General features: G+C 61.0%; 13 protein-coding genes. 1 reads left to right on the top strand and 12 read right to left on the bottom strand.

What is annotated here, in order from left to right; translation table 11 throughout:
• Nucleotides 1–12: 12 nt before the first annotated feature.
• Complete coding sequence (locus GLS_RS13535; protein ID WP_226986549.1) at nucleotides 13–162, top strand: hypothetical protein; 150 nt, start codon at nucleotides 13–15, stop codon at nucleotides 160–162.
• On the opposite strand, the gene GLS_RS08145 is transcribed toward GLS_RS13535, so the two are convergent.
• The 12 genes from GLS_RS08145 to GLS_RS08090 all read right to left on the bottom strand — a co-directional run bounded on the left by GLS_RS08145 (nucleotide 159) and on the right by GLS_RS08090 (nucleotide 15,993).
• Entirely contained in the window at nucleotides 159–2,639 is a 2,481-nt protein-coding gene (locus GLS_RS08145) for a TonB-dependent receptor plug domain-containing protein (protein WP_226986548.1), read from the bottom strand. The two genes, GLS_RS13535 and GLS_RS08145, sit on opposite strands and share 4 nt — an antisense overlap.
• A 288-nt stretch (nucleotides 2,640–2,927) precedes the next feature.
• A complete protein-coding gene (locus GLS_RS08140) occupies nucleotides 2,928–5,507 on the bottom strand; it encodes a TonB-dependent receptor plug domain-containing protein (RefSeq protein ID WP_041111840.1) in 2,580 nt (859 codons plus the stop codon).
• Between the two features lie 110 nt (nucleotides 5,508–5,617).
• Nucleotides 5,618–6,886 carry an ArgE/DapE family deacylase gene (locus GLS_RS08135; RefSeq protein WP_226986547.1) on the bottom strand — a complete coding sequence of 423 codons (1,269 nt, stop codon included), beginning with the start codon at nucleotides 6,884–6,886 and terminating at the stop codon, nucleotides 5,618–5,620.
• Nucleotides 6,887–6,995: 109 nt separating this feature from the next.
• Nucleotides 6,996–7,730, bottom strand: coding sequence for an amino acid ABC transporter ATP-binding protein (locus tag GLS_RS08130; protein ID WP_041111839.1), 735 nt, complete (start codon nucleotides 7,728–7,730; stop codon nucleotides 6,996–6,998).
• Nucleotides 7,727–10,600 (bottom strand): FAD-dependent oxidoreductase, encoded by a 2,874-nt coding sequence (locus GLS_RS08125; protein WP_041111838.1) that lies wholly within the window; start codon nucleotides 10,598–10,600, stop codon nucleotides 7,727–7,729. Before GLS_RS08125 ends, GLS_RS08130 begins: the two co-directional genes overlap by 4 nt.
• Nucleotides 10,600–11,331: an amino acid ABC transporter permease gene (locus GLS_RS08120; protein WP_041111837.1), complete on the bottom strand. Its 732-nt coding sequence runs from the start codon at nucleotides 11,329–11,331 to the stop codon at nucleotides 10,600–10,602. Before GLS_RS08120 ends, GLS_RS08125 begins: the two co-directional genes overlap by 1 nt.
• A gap of 40 nt (nucleotides 11,332–11,371) precedes the next feature.
• A complete protein-coding gene (locus GLS_RS08115; RefSeq protein WP_041111836.1) occupies nucleotides 11,372–12,220 on the bottom strand; it encodes a transporter substrate-binding domain-containing protein in 849 nt (282 codons plus the stop codon).
• 1 nt (nucleotide 12,221) lies between these two features.
• A complete protein-coding gene (locus GLS_RS08110; protein WP_041111835.1) occupies nucleotides 12,222–13,112 on the bottom strand; it encodes a dihydrodipicolinate synthase family protein in 891 nt (296 codons plus the stop codon).
• Between the two features lie 14 nt (nucleotides 13,113–13,126).
• A complete protein-coding gene (locus tag GLS_RS08105) occupies nucleotides 13,127–13,900 on the bottom strand; it encodes an amino acid ABC transporter ATP-binding protein (RefSeq protein ID WP_041111834.1) in 774 nt (257 codons plus the stop codon).
• A complete protein-coding gene (locus tag GLS_RS08100; protein ID WP_041111833.1) occupies nucleotides 13,887–14,540 on the bottom strand; it encodes an amino acid ABC transporter permease in 654 nt (217 codons plus the stop codon). The genes GLS_RS08105 and GLS_RS08100 overlap by 14 nt, the downstream gene beginning before the upstream one ends.
• A complete protein-coding gene (locus tag GLS_RS08095; RefSeq protein WP_041111832.1) occupies nucleotides 14,537–15,196 on the bottom strand; it encodes an amino acid ABC transporter permease in 660 nt (219 codons plus the stop codon). Before GLS_RS08095 ends, GLS_RS08100 begins: the two co-directional genes overlap by 4 nt.
• Nucleotides 15,193–15,993 (bottom strand): transporter substrate-binding domain-containing protein, encoded by an 801-nt coding sequence (locus tag GLS_RS08090; RefSeq protein WP_041111831.1) that lies wholly within the window; start codon nucleotides 15,991–15,993, stop codon nucleotides 15,193–15,195. Before GLS_RS08090 ends, GLS_RS08095 begins: the two co-directional genes overlap by 4 nt.
• Between the last annotated feature and the right edge of the window lie 123 nt (nucleotides 15,994–16,116).

Genomic DNA, 16,116 nt, shown 5'->3' with positions numbered 1-16,116 from the left:
AAGCGCGTTTCCATGGAACAGCAGGACTACCAGAAGCCACGCCAGACCGTTGACTCCAATCAGAAGTCCGATCAGGCGCAGTGCTCCGGAACGATGGGGGAGATCCTTCCCTGTCAGGAGCTTTCTCCCGTGTCTGGCACCCTCATGAAGCGCGTTTCCTAGAAGTTCAGATTGGCCTGCAGGTAGTAGTATCCACCGTTATAGCCGAGCTGTTCAATCTGATAGTCATACTGGAACGCACCAAGGTAGCGGAATTCCTTGGGAATGCGGCGCTGCTTCGCGTTGCCGACATTGTTCCCGCCGAGCGTCAGCCCAAGCTGCGGCAGGACCTGATAGGACACGGCCAGATTGGTTTCGAAACGGGCCTTGTTCACGTAGCGCATGAAGTCGGTATTCGAATAGGCCAGCGGACCTTCGTAATAGGTCAGAGAGGACGTCGCATGACCGTAACGGACCTCATGCACGGACACACCCAGCTTCTTGTACTGCCAGGTGCCGCCAAAAATCAGCTTGTTCTTGGGCGTATAGCTCGTGATGTAGGCGGCCTGCTGGGAGTTCAGCAGACTGTTACCGTTCGCGTCCTTGCCGGTATGGGTCAGATCCGTCTCGTTGAGGTTCAGGGCCACGTCCCAGTCGATCTTGCCCCAGTCGCGGAAGCGGGTTTCGTACCGCGCGGTCACGTCCAGACCCCGCGTCCGCGTGTCGGCCGCGTTGGCGTAATAGGAGGCGGTGACGGCGTTGGACTGGAGCGTGGACGGCACGGTGAAGCCGTCGAGACGGAGGGCTTCGATCGCATTCGCACCGTTATAGACGCCTGCCGCCAGGATGCGGTTCTTGATGGCGATCTGATACGCATCGACACTGATATGCAGGCGCGGCAGCGGGTCCAGCGTGAAGCCCGCGCTGTAGCTCATCGTGTGTTCCGGATGGAGCGGCTTGGCTCCGATCAGGCGTGCGCCGGCGGAGTTGACCGGCAGGTAACCCGTTGCATAGGTCGGCGCGACGGACAGGTTGGACCAGTGTTCCTGAAGCAGGGATGGCGCACTGAAGCCGTTCGAGATTGTCCCGCGCAGGGCGAAGTACTTGTTGAAATCATAGCGCGTGGAGACCTTGCCGGTCTTCGTATCCCCGGCATCCGTGTAATATTCGTAGCGCCCGGCGAAATCGACCTGCCAGTTCTTCAGCGGCCGCATGGAAAGTTCCACATAGCCTGCCGTGACATCTCGGTTGCTTTCACTCGCGTTCTGCGGGCTCAGACCGTGCAAACCTTGTGGGCCGGTGCCGTAATACGAGTTGGCATCGCCGGACATGATGTCAAACTCGTCGTAGCGATACTGCGCGCCCATCGCGAGGTTGATCGGGCCTGCAAAGATCGGCGTGTGGAAACTGCGATGGATGCCGAAATCATTCGTCCACTGGGTGTTGGTGAACGCCATTTCGTGGAAGCTCGTCGGAGAAGCCCCCGTTGCCGCATAGAGCGATGGATTGACGGTGTTGAAGAGATCCATCGACGTATGGTCGCTGCCATAGGTCGTGCTGAGATCCCAGTTCCAGCCGAACTTCTCCCCCTTCAGGCCGAGCGTGACGCTGTAATCGTCTTCCGAAACGCTTTCCTTCGGGCTGAAACCGTTGGGATACATGGGCCAGTCCGAAGACGCGACACGCGCATCCTGATAGCTCTCGCCATAGCGATGCCCGTAAGTCGAGAACGAATACAAAGACAAGTCGGGCAGGAAATCATACTGCATGTTGTAGGAAATGGTGCCGCGCTGCTGACGCGGATCGCCCTCGTCCTTGACGTCATACTTGCCGTTCCGGCTGTCGGCCGAATTGCGGATGGTGTGGTCCTGGTATTTGTATTCCGCGCTCAGATCGAAAAAGCCGCGCCCCATCAGATCGAAGCCCGCGTTGATGGACTCACCGGACTGGAAACCGTCGCCAGCGTAACGTCCGCCATTGGTGGCCTGCATCGTGATGCCGGACTTGCGGTGCTTGAGAATGATGTTGATGACGCCTGCGACCGCATCGGAGCCGTAAAGTGCGGCGGCGCCGTCCTGAAGGATTTCCACGTGATCGATCGCGGAGATCGGAATCATGTCGATATCAACACCGTTCGATCCCTGCTGCGGCCCGGAATTGTTGGACAGCACGGAAGTCGCGTGACGGCGTTTTCCGTCAACGAGGATCAGGGTGTGGTTGGGGGACAGGCCGCGCAAACGCAGGACATCCACCATGTTGGCATTGCCGATCAGAAGCGGCGCGCGCGTCAGGGAGGGTGTCAGCTGTGTCAGGGCATCACGGAGATCGGACTGGCCCGTGCGGGAAATTTCGGCAGAGGTGACGACCTGGATCGGGCTGGCACTCTTGCGGACCGTCTGGTGCGGGTCACGCGTTCCGGTCACGATGACGGTTTCGTCTTCCTTGGGGAGCGACGCCGCCTTCTGTTTTGACGCCGCACGGATACCTGCCGCCTTGCGGGCCGTGGCGCTGCCTTTTTCCCGTGCGGGATCTGCCGCGTAGGCCTGCAGACAGACCAGCTGGCTCGCCGCGCAGGTGAGCAGAAAGGCACTTAGAGGAATGGAGACCTTTTTCATCGGCTGATATTCTTCCCGCTCGTCTCCCGCGTGCCTGTCGCTCAATCCAGGCATCCGGAAGTTCTGAATGTTCCCGGTGACCTCCCGCACTCAGCCGATCACCTTGAGGGAAAATCTAACGAACTTCAGAACGATAACGGAATGTATGTTTTTTTCTATCCTACCGTAAGCTGTTCTTATCCTTTGAGAAGAACCGAAGAGGCACCCACGCTGCCCCTCCTCACCGCTTCACACCTGCACCAGCTCTAAAAAAACTTAGGCTTCAGACAGGAAAACGCGGAAAGGATGACCTTTCCGCGCTCAAAACATGAGTTACTCAAACCGCTCGTGATATCAGAGCGTGAAATTGACACGCCCGTAATAGTACCCACCCGTCATCGGAACCTGCGACGAGAACGTATCGTAAGGGTTGCCACCAAGCTGGTTCAGCTCGCCCGGCAGCTTGCGGGGACGGACATTGAAGATGTTATTGGCACCCACAGCCAGATGCCAGCGGGAATTCACACGATAGCCGATCTCAAGATCCGTCAGCCAGCGCGGAGAATTCTTGAACTGGGCGAAGCAGCTGCTGGACTGCTGAAGCTGCTTGCCGTCAATCGGACAGATCGAGGCCGTCGGCGTCCAGTCCTGATAGGTCATCATGTCCGTCGTCTCGCCGTAACGGGTCTGACGCACGTTCACGTCCCATTTGCCGATCGTCCAGAACGCATTCAGGATGATCTTGCTGCGCGGATAAGCCGTCGTCAGGTAGGCAATGTTCTGCGCATTCAGAAGCGGTGATCCCGTAGCGGACATACCGTTATGCGTCAGGCGCGTCCGGTTCAGATCGAGCGCCATAGACAGGGTCAGGTTGCCGTAACGATGCATGCGGAACATGTAATCCGCCTTGATGTCCAGACCCTGCGTCCGGGTGCTTGCCCCATTCGTGAAGTAGTAGGTCTGTACAGCGTTTTCGGAAAGCTGGGTCAGGGCCGGGAGAGACACGCCCATGGCTTCCAGCGCTGAAATCGCAGTTGCCCCCGTCACGTTGCCACCCTGCACGATGCGATCGCGGATGTTGATCTGATAGACATCCGTCTCGATATGAAAGCCATCGATCGGTTCAAGAACGATACCACCGGTCGCGCTGGTCGAACGCTCGGGCTTGAGGGGAGACGCCCCCGTCGCGCGGGCTTCAGAGGACGAAACTGGCAGCAAGCCCAACACTGAGGTCGGACCGACATTAATGGCGCTGTAATGCTGTTCGGCCATGGTCGGCGCACGGAAACCGTTGCTGATGGTGGCGCGCAGGCCGATCCGCTTGGTGATGTCGTAGCGTGTGGAGACCTTGCCGTTCTCGGTATTGCCGACATCGGTGTAGTGTTCGAAGCGGCCGGCGAAATCGAGATCCCAGTTCTTCAGCAGATGGAAGTCACCGTCCAGATAAGCAGCCCAGACGTCACGGTTCCATTTGCCGGCGTCCTGCGGCGTCAGACCGGCAAGTGCGGACGTACCACCGTATTCATAGGATGCGGGATCTCCGGCCATGATGGTGTACTGCTCGAGGCGATGTTCGCCGCCAAACGCAACCGTCATGGGAACCACATTGGCAATCTTAAAGTTCCGGCGGAAATCAAGATTATTCGTCCACTGCGCGAGACGGAAATTGGACGTCCGGACGGTCGTGGGCGTGTAGCCGGTTGCGGCATACATGTTCGGGTTGGTGGTGTTCTTGTTGGAGATCTTGTCCAGATCTTCACCCCAGGTGCTGCTCAGATCCCAGTCAAACCCGAAAAAATGGCTGCCCTTCAGGCCCAGTGTCGCCGCATAGTCGTTCTCGTCGATCGTCTCCAGCGGAGAGTAACCGTAGGGGAACAGTTCCGGATTACTGGCGCTGGCGCCCGACGGGACACGATAGTTCTCATACGCTTCCGCATGTCGGTGCGCATAAGTGATCTGTCCATAGAACTGGATATTCTCGGTCAGGTTCTTGCCGAAATCGATACCCAGATTTTCACGCGTCTCTTCAGGCGTGCTCATGATCTTGTTGGAGTTCTTGGACACCTTGACGGACCCTGTATACAGCTCATTCGCAGCGCCAGCCGGGACATAGCCCGCCAGACGGTTGTCAACCGTATTCGTTACGAAATGATCCGTGTGGTAAACCTGTCCGGAAATATGGATGAAACCGTCATTGCCGAGCTTGAGGCCGCCATCGGCGTTCAGCTGGTACTGCCAGCCATCCCCGTTATAGGCATTCGCCCCTGTCTGGGCGCTCATGTTCAGACCATGATCCTGCTTCTTGGTGATGATGTTCACCACGCCCGCAATGGCGTCGGAGCCGTACATCGCAGCAGCGCCGTCCTCGAGCACCTCGATATGATCGATCATGTTCGACGGGATCATGTTCAGATCCACAGGCGTCGCGCCGAAGTTCGGGCCCGCATCCGCATTGATGTTGGCCGTGGTGTGACGGCGCTTGCCATCCACCAGCACCAGAACTTGGTTCGGATTCAGGCCACGCATCCGGATGAAGGATGTCAGCGCGCCGGCGTCATTGCCCATCGTGCTCATGTTGATGGACGGATACGTCTTCGCCAGCGCATCGGCGAGGTTCATCATGCCTGAGCGACGCAGCGTCGCGCTGGACAGAACCGTGATCGGGCTCGTGCTCTGACGGGCATGGCGGTTCGTGGCATGCGTGCCGGTCACGATCACGCCCTCTTCGCCCCCTGCGACGAACGGCGCATTCCTGGCCTTTGCCACCCTCTTGGCGGGCGCAGCTGCCTTCACCGGCGCCGCCTTGGCAGACGTCTTGTGAACCGACGCCTTCACGAGGCCTGACGTGGCCTTAGTCGTGGCAGCAAAAACCGAACCAGTGCAGAAACTGACGGAGAGAAAAGTCGAATAAAGCGCAAGTTTCCTGATGTTCATGATCGGCTCCATCGCCCTGGCAAGACAGGGATATCAGTCGGAATAGTCAGATCGCACAGCAGGAACCGCAGGGCCTACTGCTGCACGGTGGGATTATTTCGTGGTCGGTACTACATGGCTTCGGGGCGCAGCAGACGGGCCAGTGCATTTGCAATCACCTTCGTCGCACGACGCATGTCTTCGAGAACCACATGCTCATTCGCACGGTGGCCATTGGCGTCCTGGAGTCGGCGCGGTCCGGCTCCGTACAGAACAGTGGGGTAACCCGCATTGCTGTAAATCCGGGCATCCGTGAAAAGCGGCATGCCCTTCACGGCAATCCGCTCCCCGAAAACAGCCTCAGCAGCAGCCTGCAACGCGGCAATCAGAGGGGCCTGACCCGCATCCGGCACCAGAGGCAGCGCCAGCAGATGCTGCGTCACGACGCATTGCACACCCGGAACATCCATCGCATCCAGAATGATCTGACGCAGTTCAGCCTCGACATCGGCTGCTTTCTCGTCGGGAAGAATCCGGCGTTCCAAGCGGAATTTCGCATGCTCGGGAACCACATTGGCTGCCACGCCGCCTTCGATCGTTCCGATGACGAGTGTTGGCGTATCAATTCCGGGAATGGAACAGACCGTCTTCACCAGCCCGTCCCGATAGGCATACAGCGCCGACATGACACGACTGGCCGCTTCGATGGCATCCGCCCCTGTTTCGGGCCATGCGGAATGGGCGGCCTTGCCGGTGAAAGCGACGTCCAGTTGAAGGCTGCCATTATGCGCGATCATCACATCATAGGTGAAACCGGCACTGATGACATGATCCGGTTTGCTCAGCCCTTCAGCCAGAAGCCAGCCCGGACCGACATGTCCGCCGATTTCCTCATCATAGGTCAGATGAAGTTCAACGGTCCCGGAGAGGTCCGAAACAGCTTCTTTCAGCGCCCGCAATGCAAACGCATAGGTTGCAAAGTCGGACTTGGAGACCGCAGCCCCGCGACCATAGAGCTTCCCATCCTCGATCACACCGCCATAGGGGTCGTGAATCCATCCGTCACCGGGAGGAACCACATCGCCATGTGCATTGAGGGCAATAACCGGCCCCTTGCCGTCCCCGAAACGTTCCCGGATGATCAGATTGGTTGCGCTCTGCATTCCGTGGCGTTCCACGAAATCCCGGGGAACAGGATGACATTCGACGTCGAACCCAAGATCCCGTAACTTCCCGGCAGAGAACAGGGCATGTGGGGCGCAGTCACCGGGCGGGTTGTCCGACGGAACCCTGACAAGCTCCTGGAGAAACGGCACCTGCCGCGTCTCGAAATCCCGGTCGACAACACAGTCCAGACTCTCGGTCAGCGTTTTCTTGCAACAGGAAGTCTTTTCCAGCACAGCGCCTTCTCCCACCGGATCGCCTTTTCGTCCTCAGTTCATATTCTCTTTGTATACGAACTGAATTCGATATCGAAGCGGAATGTTGCCCGAACTGCAAAAAAATTTCTTATCCGGGATGATCGGCCTCAAACCGCAGAAAAGCCTGGGCCCGCACCGAGCAGCGACCCGCAAAAAAGTCCGCTGCCGGACAGTCATCGACAATTTCGCCCGCATCCACGAACAGAATCCGCGTTGCCACCTGCCGGGCGAATCCCATCTCATGGGTCACGCACATCATGGTCATGCCCTCACGGGCCAGTTCCGTCATGACCTGAAGAACTTCCTGCACCATCTCCGGATCAAGCGCCGATGTCGGCTCATCGAACAGCATCACATCCGGCTTCATCGCCAGAGCACGGGCAATCGCCGCACGCTGCTGCTGGCCGCCGGAAAGCGCGATCGGATACTTGTCCGCATGGCGCTCCAGCCCGACCCGGCGCAGAAGGGTTTTCGCATGCTCGCGGATCTCGTCCTTCGCACGCTTCTGAACCAGGCGAGGTGCCAGCATGATGTTGTCCAGAATGCTCAGATGGGAAAACAGCTCGAAGCTCTGGAACACCATCCCCGCTTTCGCCCGCAGCGCCGAATGATCAGTCTGCGCAGACCGCACAGCCATGCCATCGACCCAGATCTGGCCGCCTTCGAACGTCTCCAGCGCATTGATGCACTTGATGAGCGTGGACTTGCCCGAGCCTGACGGCCCGCAGACAACGACCACTTCTCCCCTCCCGATTTCCGCCGAACAGCCTTTGAGCACCTGAAAGGCGCCATATGATTTCGTCACATTGTCCAGAGTGATCATGACGGATCTCCATAAAAACGTGCGGGAGAAAAGATCTCCAGATCGGGACGTTCGGAACGGCGCAGAACCATATCCGCGACATGCCGCCCCATGGCTGGCGCGAGCGTGACACCATTGGCGGTTACGGCCGTGAAGAATCCGGGAACATCCGGGCTTTCCCCAAGGATCGGAGCACCATCGATATCGATGTTCATTGCCGCCCAGCTCCTGACGACATTCACCGCGCCCAGAGCCGGAATGAGCCTCTGGGCAACCCAGAGATTCCCTTCCAGATTCTCCCGCAGCGGACGCGGATGGCCATGCACCGGATCCAGACCGGCGCTCCACCCCCCGCCAATCAGCAGGGAGCCGTTTGCTGCCTGTTTGAGCGTCAGGTGACGGCTGGCATGTGCCAGAAGCGAAAAGACCAGCGGAGCCACAGGCTCGGTTACGATCATCTGCAACGGCGCCCCAAAGACCGGCAGACGCCTGCCGACCAACTCCGCAACCTCTCCCGCATAGGCCCCGGCAGCATTCACCACAGCCCCGGCTGACCAGCTTGCCGCCCCCGCACTGACGCGGAACCGGCTTCCATCGCGCTCGATTGCGGAGAGTGCCGTCAGTTCCTCAACCCGCACACCCGCCTGACGCGCCCGGGCGAGGACGGCCTGCGTTGCTGCCATAGGATTGATCTTGCCTTCCTCGGAACAATACGCCCCTCCCAGAAAGCCTTGTTTCAGGTTTGGCTCGATCCCGTGTAGTTCACCCGGATCCAGGATCCGCGCATCAACGCCAAGAGACTGCTCGACCGCAACCTTGCTGCGCAGACGCTCCATGTCGGATTCAGTTTCTGCCACGACCAGGCCACCACAGACCTTGATTTCCAGATCCCGGTCGAACGTCCCACGCAGCGCCTCCCACATGCGGATGGATTCCCGCTGCAAAGCCAGCGTCCGCGCGGGCATCGACGGTCCATCCGTATCCGCACTGGCATCGAACGCCATAAGCTGGGCATGCAGACTGCCCGCATTGCCGCCCGAAGCCAGCGCCCCGGCACGCCCGCGTTCCAGCACAACGACGCTCTTCCCGGCCTCCGCAAGGAAGAGCGCCGCAAAAAGCCCGACGATCCCGCCGCCCACGACCACGACATCCACGATCTCAGCGGTGTCAGAAGCAGATTGCACGGCCTGTCCCAGACCCGAGGGGATCGGAACCCGGACATGCCCCCGCCATTCAGGTTTCTGCCGCGCCAGTGCTGCCACCGGCACCGGGCGCAAGGGGATCTGGGGCGCCGTAAAGTCCTTCTCGCTTTTCGGCTCAGGCAGGACCTTCATGAGCGATGCCTGACAGAACCGCCCCTGACAGCGCCCCATCCCGGCACGTGTTGCCCGTTTGAGAGCCGCCAGATCCGCAATCCCGTCCTCGGCCACCTGTGCCCTGACAGTCCCGGCCGTCACACATTCGCACCGGCACAGGATGGTGGTATCCTCCGGTACGGGAAGCGGAACAACCGGCTGATAGAGTTTCCACAGAAGGGTCTGAAAACGCGCATTGTCGCGATACATCCGCCGGCTACGGTCCAGACCGGGGGGCAACGTCTTTCCGGAACGCTCCAGCAGTCGCGCCGCGCACAGCCTGCCCTGGGCCTGCGCCAGAAAAGCCCCACCAAAACGCCCCGCTTCACCGATAACGGACACATCCGCCTGATCGGTCCGCCCGTCGGGCTGTCGTCCTGTTTCGGGGTGGGTCACGGGCCAGTCCCGGACGTCCTGCCGACAGCCCAGAAGACGGGGCAGTTCGCTGGCCGGGACAAACCCGTCGCCAAGACAGACCGTCTCGACCTCGATCGATCGCGCTTCCGCCCCGGCCTGCTTCACCGTCACACGTTCGACACGGCCCGAGCCCTCGATCCGTGTCACGACGCTCTCCCACAGCACGGGCACACCTGCCCGGCGCAGCGTCCAGAGATGCCGCATCCCGGCAAGGGCGAGACGTGGCGCCGCTGCAGAAAGCTGCCCGGCCAGGACAGGCCGTTTCACCGGCGCAGGCGCTGACTCCACAACAGCCACCACATCGGCCCCACGACCGACGAGTTCCGCCGCGAGCTGAAGATTGAGCGGCCCGTTTCCGGCAATGATGACCCGCCCCGGAGAGACGGTTTCATAGGCCCGCAGCAACGTCTGTCCGGCACCCGTCGTGATGACGCCCGGCAGGGTCCAGCCCGGACGCGGAGCGGGCGTTTCCTGCGCGCCGGTAGCCACGATGATGTGCTGCGTGCGGATATAGAACGCCTCGCCATCCCGCAGCCCCCCGATGACGAGCGCGCCGTCCTCGCGATGGGCGCACCATACGAGCGTATCATGCCACAGACGTGCCCCACTGGCCCGCATGGCCTCAATCAGGTGCCGCCCCTTGCGCGCCTGATCGTCCTGCCGCTCCGGATGTACGGCGTTCTGCTTGAAATACTGGCCGCCCGGAATGTGACGCTCATCCACGACAAGAACGTCCACACCGCCCCGTGCCAGCTCCGTCGCGACCACCAGTCCCGCCGGCCCAGCGCCCACCACGAGAACCTCGCAGACATGCTCGGCCAGCCGCTCTTCACCCTGCGACAGGGGCGCTGAAACAGCCGCATCCGGGAGACGGTCATTGCTCCGGACCCGCATACCGTCCCGCACCGGCGTCATGCAGCCCCGGCGCGACATCTGCCCGTCCACTTCCAGCAGGCAGTCCTGACAGGCCCCGATCCCACAGAACGGCCCGCGCCCTGATCCGTCCGGAGCTGTACGATGCACGATCCGGCCCGCAGCCAGCAAAGCTGCCGTCAGGGTCTGGCCGGCTTCCGCAGAGACAGGACTGTCATTGAACGTGAAACTCAGACGATCCGACATCAGCGTGCGTCCTGCGTCGTGACAGGCAGTTCGATGGGATCAACTGCCGCGGACTGCTGCTGGCGGCGATAGGGACGCTCCGCATAATGCTCGATCCGCCGCTGCAGAAAATCCCAGGCCGTCGTCATCAGCAGGTAATACAGGGCCGCCACGGAAAACAGCTCCAGAACCATGAACTGGTCCTGCACCAGGATCTGGCTGCGCTGCATCAGTTCCTCCATGGAAATGACCGACGTCACGCTGGTCGTCTTGAGCAGTCCGTTCACCGAATTGCCCAGCGGCGGGATAATGAGCCGGAACGCCTGCGGAAACGCGATGCGCCAGGCGATCTGCCGCTCGCTCAGACCCAGCGCCCGTGCCGCCGCGATCTGACCGGTCGGCACGGCATTCAGACCCGCACGGATGATTTCCGCCAGATACGCGGCCTCGTTCAGCGTCAGCCCGATGATCGAACATGCCATCACGCTCAGCCGGATATCCAGCTTGGGCAGCCCGGCATAGATCACGACCAGCTGGACCAGCAGCGGCGTGCCCCGGAAAAACCAGACATAAAACCGTGCGGGCCAGGACAGCAGACGGCGCTGCGAGCGTTTCATGACTGCAATCAGCAGGCCCAGCAGGAACCCCATCACCATTGAGACGGCCGTCATGTAGACCGTGATGAGCGCCCCGCGGAAAATATAGGGGCTGCCGAGATAGGTGAAGAAGCCGTGCCAGCTCCAGATCTGCATGTCGATGCCCCGTGCTCGTGTATCGAATCAGTGTGTCGTATCAGGGTGTGCCGGACGGATGGGACGGCCCCGAGACCGCGATCCGTCCGGGAAAAGGCGAGACGCCATAAGGCGCCATGAGGCGCTCCAGCGTTCCGTCCTCACGCATGTTTTCCAGAACTTCCGCCAGTCGCTGCGCCAGAGCCGGATCCCGCAGCGCCAGGGCAACGGGGGTGGGATACAGCCCCTTCAGAACCGGCCTCACGCCACCCTGAAGCGCATTGCGCCGTGCCACCGCGTCTATGGAGAACACGGCCGTCACCTGCCGCGCCCGCAGGGCGGCAAAGGCGATGCCCACGTTCTGGAACGTCTTGATATCGAAGCCCGGACGCCCTGCATCCCGCAGCGCCTTATCAGCCTCCCGGGCGTGATGCTCCTCGATCCCGCCCATCTCGACCCCGATCGAAGATCCTGACAGATCCTCGAGCCTAGCAGGATGCAACGCGGAATCATCATTCAGGGAAACGCTGATCGCCTGGATTTCGTACGGGATCATTTCCATCAGCCGCGCCCGCTGGACGGTGTAGAACATCCCCGTATTGATGACGTCCCACCGCTTTTCAAGCAGTCCAAGCGTGAGCTGCGCAAAGGACGTCGAAAGCGTGATCGGCGCCAGGCAAAGCCTGCGGGCGATCTCGTTTCCGAGTTCGATCCGCATCCCGGCGATCTGTCCGTCCACCGTCACATATTGCAGGGGCGGCAGCGTCGGATTGGTCGCCATGACCAGATGCCCGGGGGAAATCAGCCCGCTGACCGCCTCCGGGCATGGCGCGGCCTGCGCTCCGAACGCCAGGGCTGCACAGAGCAGCCCCGCCCCCCGAATCAGACAGGATACAGGGCTGCCCCCCATATCAGGCGCTTTCTTCGAACCGCAGGTCCAGATCGCGGACGATCTGAAGCGCCCGCGCATCATCCTCAGCCGGCAGCGGCAGACGCGGCGCGCGCGGACCGCCCACGTCGAAGCCCATATGCTTCAGCAGGGCTTTCGTCCCCGAGACATAGCCCTGACCGCCCACGAACTGGATCAGCGGGACATGGCGAAAATACATCTCGCGGGCCTTGCCGATATCCTTGTAACCGTCGCAGAGATTGAAAATCTCGCTCATGACATGCGGCGCCACGTTGGACGCAACAGCTACCCAGCCGATCGCCCCTTCAAGGAAGCTTTCAAAGCCCATGATCCCGCCGAAAACCGAGAGCCGGTCACCGCAAAGCCGGATGATGTCCCGCACGCGGGTCACATCCATCGTGGATTCCTTGATCAGGCAACAGTTGTCGATATGGGACAGGCGCGCCACCAGTTCCGGCTTCAGATCCACATTCGCCGTGGCCGGGTTGTTGTAGAGCATGATCGGCAGACCGATCGCATCCGACACCCGGCGATAATGGACGAACAATTCGTCATCCGTCGGCGTGGAATAGAACGGCGGGATGATCATCACGCCATCCGCCCCGAGCTTCTCGGCTTCCTGGCTGTAGCGGATCACGTCATAGGTATTCTCGGCGCCCGTCCCGATGAACACCGGAACACGCCCCGCCGCCTGCTCGATGACCGTCTGCGCAACGAGCGTGCGTTCATCATCCGTCAGCGACAGGAACTCGCCGGTGGACCCCAGCGGGATGAGGCCGGCGATACCCTGGGCGATCTGCCAGTCGGTGAAGCGCCGCAGCCCCTGGACGTCAACGCGCCCTTCGCTGTCATACGGCGTGATCATGACGGTATATGTTCCACGAAACTTCATGGGTCTTTCCTTCCTCAATGTTCCGGGTCCGGCCGCAAGCCGGCTGGATCCGCTGCGGCATCACCGCCATGGGTATTCATGAACGCCGCGATATCCGGCTGCTGCGCCGCACATCCACGACCCTTTCCGACAGCCCTGACCTGACCATCCTCGAGAAGGACGATCCTGTCGGACAGCGATGAAACGACATTCATCGCGTGGGAAACCTGAACGATCGTCATGCCGTCTTGCGCCAGATCGCGCAGCAGCACACCGACATCGCGCACCTTGTGCGGATCGAGCGCCGATGTCGGCTCATCCAGCAGAAGCAGCGAAGGCCGGAGCATGAGCGCGCGCGCAATCGCCACACGCTGCTTCTGTCCGCCCGACAGGTCGGCAGGCAGCATGTCGGCCTTGTTCGCCAGACCCAGCCGCTCCAGCAGCGCCCGGGCCTCATGCTCGGCATCCCGGCGCGAGCGCTTCGCCACGACTGTCGGCGCCAGCGTCAGGTTCCGCAGAACCGACATGTGACCGAACAACCCGTATTGCTGGAACACGATCGCCGCCTGCTCCCGCAGGATGCGCGCCGATGCCGGAGCGGCCATATCCACGATCCGCCCGTCAACGCCCATCCGACCCTGCCAGACCGGCTGCAGCCCGATCAGCGTACGCAGGAACGTGGTCTTGCCCGAGCCGGACGGCCCGATGAAACTCACGATCTCCCCGCGCTCGGCCTCGAACCCGGCATGACGCAGGGTCTCGTTTTTCCCGTGGCGGACGCAGACGTCGCGGACATCAATGTACGGCAATGCGTTTCTCCAGCAGGCGGCTCAGGCAGGTCAGCGGATAGGAAATAGCGAAATAAAGCAGCAGCACCACGCAGAAGACCTGCACCGAGGGCAGCCCGCGGTTGGACAGGATCACACCCGCCTGGCTCAGCTCCACAACCCCGATCTGCGAAGCCAGCGCCGTGTCCTTGATGAACAGAACCAGATATCCCACAGCAGGTGGCACAACGGCGGACATCGCCTGCGGGCCGATCACATAGCGCCACCGTGCCCAGAGAGGCAGGTTCAGCACCAGTGCGGCTTCGACCTGCTCCACCGGAACCGTCTTCACACCGCCATGCAGGATCTCGCAGAGATAGGCTGCGGCAATCAGCCCGATGGAGCCGATCGCCACAACGGTCGCCGACACGTCCACACCCATCATGCCCGCACAGAAAAAGACGATATACAGCGTCACGATGAACGGAATGCGCCGGATGGTCTGCACATAAAGCACTGCCAGCATCCGCAGCGGAAACATGTAGCGCAGGTCCGACAGCCGCAGCGCCGTCAGGATGATCGCCCCGGCAATCCCGAGAAGACCGCCGCCCAGCGACAGCTCGACCGTCCGGCCCATCGCCTGCAGCAGAAGCGCGATGTCATAATGCGAAAACGCAATCATACCATCCGCTCCATCGTCCGGCGGCACAGGGCAAACACGCCGGTCAGAGCAAAGGACAGCACGGCATACAAACCGCCCGTCACGAGCATGACCTCAAGAATCCGGAACGTTGTCGATCCGATATCATAAGCCCGGCCGGTCAGATCCTCGACGCCGAAAATGGACGCCATCGCGCTGCCCAGGATCATGATCTGGAAATGGTTGGCCAGCGCCGGGAACATCGTACGCCCCGCATAGGGCAGGATCACCCGCAGATAGGTCTGACGCCGATTCAGCCCCAGCGTCAGCGCAACCTCATGATAGACCGGCGGCACCCGCGCCATGCCCGCCCCGAGAATATCCGCCAGATAGGCCGCCGCATTGAGCGTCATCCCGATCACAACCGACAGAAAGGGCGAAACCATCAGCCCCATCAGTGGCAGACAGTAGAAAACCGCGAAAATCTGCGAGAGCTGCGGCGTGTTGCTCAGGGCCGTGCTGTAGCTGCGGCTGAACCTGCGCCAGCCTCCCTGATTTTCAAAACGCACAACCGCCAGCCCGACCGCCAGCAACAGGCCGAACACGAAGGCCAGCCCTGCAATCAGGACCGTCACGCCGACACCGCCCAGAAGGAACGGCAGCCGCGCAAAAACGGGACGGAAATCCAGCCCCGTCATGGCACGCTTTCCGCCACGACTGGATCGAACCACCGGCGATGGATCTGCTCCAGACGCCCGTCATGCTCCATCGCGTCGAGAATACGGTTCACGTCCCCGCGCAGGGTCACGTCCTGCCGCGTCATCCCGATGCAGTCATCCCCTACCGGCGGCGCAAATCCCCGAATGATCCGCCAGTGAACCTGGGGTTGGGACGGCAGGTAATGGCCGACATATTCAATGACATCCACCATCGCATCGCCGCGCCCCTGCGCCAGCGCGCGGATGGCATCGGCATAGCTCTCCAGAAGCAGCATCGGCGCCTTGGGAACGCGCTGCTGCAGATAGGCAACCGCCGTTGAACCCCGCACCTCGATCAAACGATGCGCGCCCGATTCAAGATCCGCGAAGGAGGCAATACCCCGATCCTCGGGTGTGATGACTGCAAACTGTTCGGAATAAAGCGGCCGTGAAAACGCAATAACCTCCGCACGACCGGGCGTGAGCGTCAGGCCGCCGAGAACGATATCGACCTTCCCGGCCATCAGATAGGGAATGCGTCCGCTGGACGCGAGCGTCACGAAACGCGGCTCGACACCCATGCCTCGGGCAATCTCCCGGCCGATATCGACATCATATCCGACGAGTTCGTTATGATCGTCATATTCCCCAAGCGGAGGCAGCCCGGGCTCTACACCGATATTGATGTGCCCGCTCGCCCGGATGGCGGCGCTGTCCCTCGCCTCTGCTCCCCCACCCCACAGGGCACCGGAAACAGCGCAGAACCCCAGCAACAGACTGTTCCAATTCGCTCTCAAGAAAGGTTTCCCTGCATGCTGTGCGACTTTGGGGTTGCGGTTGCCCGATCACTGATCTAATTCAGATATACGTTCTGTATACGATAGAAAACCCTTTAAAAGAAATTTCTTCTCCGGACCGAT

It is taken from the genome of Gluconobacter oxydans DSM 3504 (assembly GCF_000583855.1).
Classification (GTDB): domain Bacteria; phylum Pseudomonadota; class Alphaproteobacteria; order Acetobacterales; family Acetobacteraceae; genus Gluconobacter; species Gluconobacter oxydans.
Note: the sequence above shows the minus strand (reverse complement) of the source record. Positions and strands in the feature narration are given on the sequence as shown.

Excerpts from the sequence above, each read along its gene's own strand:
- GLS_RS08125 (WP_041111838.1), bottom strand. The coding sequence starts at position 10,600 with ATGTCGGATCGTCTGAGTTTCACGTTCAATGACAGTCCTGTCTCTGCG.
- GLS_RS08130 (WP_041111839.1), bottom strand. The coding sequence starts at position 7,730 with ATGATCACTCTGGACAATGTGACGAAATCATATGGCGCCTTTCAGGTG.
- GLS_RS13535 (WP_226986549.1), top strand. The coding sequence starts at position 13 with ATGGAACAGCAGGACTACCAGAAGCCACGCCAGACCGTTGACTCCAAT.
- GLS_RS08110 (WP_041111835.1), bottom strand. The coding sequence starts at position 13,112 with ATGAAGTTTCGTGGAACATATACCGTCATGATCACGCCGTATGACAGC.
- GLS_RS08120 (WP_041111837.1), bottom strand. The coding sequence starts at position 11,331 with ATGCAGATCTGGAGCTGGCACGGCTTCTTCACCTATCTCGGCAGCCCC.
- GLS_RS08095 (WP_041111832.1), bottom strand. The coding sequence starts at position 15,196 with ATGACGGGGCTGGATTTCCGTCCCGTTTTTGCGCGGCTGCCGTTCCTT.
- GLS_RS08100 (WP_041111833.1), bottom strand. The coding sequence starts at position 14,540 with ATGATTGCGTTTTCGCATTATGACATCGCGCTTCTGCTGCAGGCGATG.
- GLS_RS08140 (WP_041111840.1), bottom strand. The coding sequence starts at position 5,507 with ATGAACATCAGGAAACTTGCGCTTTATTCGACTTTTCTCTCCGTCAGT.
- GLS_RS08115 (WP_041111836.1), bottom strand. The coding sequence starts at position 12,220 with ATGGGGGGCAGCCCTGTATCCTGTCTGATTCGGGGGGCGGGGCTGCTC.